Source organism: Polaromonas sp. (genome assembly GCF_036676035.1).
In the GTDB taxonomy this organism is placed as follows: domain Bacteria; phylum Pseudomonadota; class Gammaproteobacteria; order Burkholderiales; family Burkholderiaceae_C; genus Polaromonas.
The window spans coordinates 1-1,673 of the sequence record NZ_JAKFDR010000040.1; the positions used below are offsets into that span (position 1 = coordinate 1).

Genomic DNA, 1,673 nt, shown 5'->3' on the forward strand with positions numbered 1-1,673 from the left:
GAGCTGGCGCGCATGGGTGGGTGAACCCCGCAGGGCGTTCCCGCCAAAGCTGACGCGCCCGCTGGTGAGTTTGTCGGCGCCAAAGATCGCGCGGGCCACTTCGGTACGGCCCGAACCCACCAGGCCACTCAGGCCGACGATCTCGCCGGCGTGCACCTTGAGCGTGACATCGCGGATGCCGTTGGCCGCCGAGATGGCCTCCACGTTGAGGAGACACGGGCCGGGCACCGGCCGCTCGCCGCGGTGATAACTCATGTCGACCTTGCGGCCTACCATCATCGTCACCAGGTCATCGGGCGTGGCTTCCCCGGCCGGCAAGGTGGCTACGTGTTTGCCGTCGCGCAGCACGGTGACGCGATCACCGAGGCGGAACACCTCTTCCATGCGGTGCGAGATGTAGGCCATGGCCACGCCCTGCTTCTTCAACTCGGCGATGACTTCAAACAGTTTGGCGGTTTCGCGGTCAGACAAGGCCGCCGTCGGCTCATCGAGCACCAGCACGCGGGCGTTTTGCGACAAGGCCTTGGCGATCTCCACCATCTGTTGCTGCGCCACGCCCAGGCCCTGCACTTCGCGTCGTGTGTCCAGGTCCAGGCTCAGCCGGTCCAGCATGGCGCGTGCATCCTGGTGCATGCGCGCATGGTCAACCAGGCCCAGCCGATTCAGCGGCTCGCGTCCCAGGTAGATGTTCTGGCCGATGCTCAGGTGCGGCACCAGCGAATACTCCTGGAAGATCACGGCCACACCCAGCGCCGTGGCATCGGCCGCGCTGCGCACCGGCACCTGCTTGCCGTCAGCGAAGATCTCGCCGGCGTCCGCCGTGTAGGCGCCGCACAGCACTTTCATGAGCGTGGACTTGCCCGCGCCGTTCTCGCCCATCAGCATGTGCACTTCACCCGCATGCAGGGCCAGCGACACCTGGTCGAGTGCCAGCACGCCGGGAAACCGTTTGGTGATGCCCCGCAGCTCCAGCAGGGGAATGTTTGCGCCTGTCATCGATCTACTTGGCGCGGTTGAGGACAAAGTCGAAGTCCAGGCTGTAGCTGCCGTCGGGCTGCTGCACCCAGTCGGCCACCAGCGACTGGCGCACTCCGAACACGGCGTCGGAGTCCAGATATTTATCGCCGCTGCGAAACACATGGGTAATCAGCGTTTCATAGCCAGTGGCCTTGATCATGAAATGCAGGTGCGCTGGCCGCCAAGGGTGGCGCTTTGTTGCGCGTAACATGTCGCCCACCGGCCCATCGGCAGGAATGGGGTAGGCCTCGGCCACGATGGTCCTGAAGTTGAAACCGCCATCAACGCCCGACTTGAGCACGCCGCGCGCCTGGAACTTGTCCAGATCGGAGTACTGCACGTCATAGTTGCCCTCGGCATCGGCCTGCCAGACTTCGACCTCGGCGCCGGCCACCGGCTCGCCAGCCAGGCCCAGCACCCGGCCGCGCACGATACAGGGCTCGCCTTTGGCGCCATTGGCCACATCGTCGCCATGTTCGTAATGCGGCGCGCCTTCGACATGAAACGGGCCGAACACCGTGGCTTCGGTGCAACCTTGCGGCTTGTCGTTGTTCATGGCCACCGTCAGCATCGACAGGCCCAGCGTGTCGCTGAGCAAAATGAATTCCTGGCGCTTGTCGTCGCATTTCTGGCCGGTGGCGGTGAGGAACTGGATG

2 protein-coding genes are annotated in these 1,673 nt (G+C 64.7%); both read right to left on the reverse strand.

The window, feature by feature from the left end; translation table 11 throughout:
* Window positions 1-996, reverse strand: a 996-nt coding sequence (locus tag V6M61_RS06665) for a sugar ABC transporter ATP-binding protein (RefSeq protein WP_332775785.1), incomplete at its 3' end; no start/stop codon positions are given.
* Between the two features lie 4 nt (window positions 997-1,000).
* A partial coding sequence (locus tag V6M61_RS06670; RefSeq protein WP_332775786.1) for a dioxygenase family protein occupies window positions 1,001-1,673 on the reverse strand: 673 nt, incomplete at its 5' end.